Origin of the sequence: Streptomyces sp. SM1, assembly GCF_002910825.1 — a bacterium.
GTDB classification, from domain to species: domain Bacteria; phylum Actinomycetota; class Actinomycetes; order Streptomycetales; family Streptomycetaceae; genus Streptomyces; species Streptomyces okerensis.
This window is the reverse complement of record NZ_NEUB01000135.1, coordinates 1-1615: the sequence shown is the minus strand read 5'-3', so window position 1 is coordinate 1615 and position 1615 is coordinate 1. Positions and strand designations below refer to the sequence as shown.

Genomic DNA, 1615 nt, shown 5'->3' with positions numbered 1-1615 from the left:
TCGACCACGTGTACAGCTACGGAATCGCCGCCGCCGAGACCGTTCCCGTCGCCCTCGCGCTCACCGTCGCCGCCGGCGGCAGGATCGCGGAGGCGGTCCCGGCGGCGGCCTGTCTGTCCCGGGTCGCGGACTCCGCCCCGGCCCTCGCCGGCGCCCTCACCGGAGCCCTGGGGGGTGGCACGGCCGTCCCCGCGTCGTGGCGGGACAGCTGCCGCGTCCTCTCCGGCTGCGTACTCCCCCGGCTCACCGGCACCGACCTGGTGGAACTCGCCGGGCTGCTGGCAGCCGCGTACCCGAATCCCACGGAGGGATGATGCAGACATGACGCGCGAAGACGCACGAACCGGCCCCCAGGGTCCACCGCTGGACGAGCGGATCACCGGCGCCCTCGTCGGAGCGGCCGTCGGGGACGCCCTCGGCGGACCGGTCGAGGGGTACTCGCCCGAGCAGATCGCCGAGCGCCACGGCGGGCGCGTGCACGGCATCGTCGGCCCGTGGAACGGCGACGCGTGGCGCACCGCCCGCCCCATCGCCCCGTACCACAAGGGTGACGGACACGTCACCGACGACACCCTGATGACGCACGCGCTGGTCCGGGTGTACGCGACGGTCCGCGACCATCTGGACGCCTACGCGGTCGCCGGCCACCTGGTCCGGGACCTGATGACGAACCCGCGCTGGATCCCGGAGCTGGAGGCGGAGACGATCCCGCTGCACCGGATCTTCCTCGCCGAGAAGTGGCTGGTGGCCCGGCTGCACTACGGTCACATCGACCCGCGCGAGGCGGGCACCGGCAACATCGTCAACTGCGGGGCCGCGATGTACATGGCCCCGGTCGGACTGGTCAACGCCGCCCACCCGGCCGCCGCCTACGCCGAGGCGCTCGACGTCGCGGGCGCCCACCAGTCGTCGTACGGCAGGGAGGCGGCCGGTGTCTTCGCGGCGGCCGTGTCGGCGGCCTGCGCACCGGGCGCGACGGCGGACTCGGTGGTCGCCGCGTCCCTGTCCCTGGCGAAGGACGGCACGCGGGACGCGATCGAGAAGGTCTGCGAAGCGGCGTCGCGCCATACGGACTTCGAGTCGGCGCTGCGTCCGCTGCGGGAGGCGGTGGCCCCGTACGACACCGTGGGCCCCGACTACCGCTCCCCCTCCCTGGGCGCGCGTCGCCCGTCCCGCCTGCACTCCGTCGAGGAACTCCCGGTCGCCCTGGGCATGGTGGTGGTGGCAGGGGGCGACTTCCGGCACGCGGTGCTGGGCGCGGTGAACTACGGCCGCGACTGCGACTCCATCGCCACGATGGCCGGCGCCGTGACCGGCGCCCTCGGCTCGCCCGTCCCGGAGGACTGGTCCAAGACGGTGGCGGAGGCCAGCCGCCTCGACCTGTGGGAACCGGGGGTCACGCTGACCGGGGTGACCCGCGAGATCTTCACCCGCGACGTGGAGCGCCGCCGCGCCCACGAGCGGGCCGTCGCGGAACTGGGAGGCCCGGGTTGCTCCGACTGACCTGGGTCCAGCCGGAGGACCTGATCGGCCACGAACTGCGCCAGGCGTCCCTGGACGGCCGCGAGCCCTCGGCCGTCGCCGCCCGCTGGCGAGCGGCGGGCGGCCCCGAGGC

General features: G+C 74.9%; 2 protein-coding genes. Both read left to right on the top strand.

Annotated elements, in window-relative coordinates; translation table 11 throughout:
• Nucleotides 1-314: ADP-ribosylglycohydrolase family protein (locus B9S61_RS02945; RefSeq protein WP_374936174.1), on the top strand; the 314-nt coding region annotated here is incomplete at its 5' end.
• A gap of 7 nt (nucleotides 315-321) precedes the next feature.
• Nucleotides 322-1503 carry an ADP-ribosylglycohydrolase family protein gene (locus B9S61_RS02940; protein WP_103540777.1) on the top strand — a complete coding sequence of 394 codons (1182 nt, stop codon included), beginning with the start codon at nucleotides 322-324 and terminating at the stop codon, nucleotides 1501-1503.
• Nucleotides 1504-1615 lie beyond the last annotated feature (112 nt).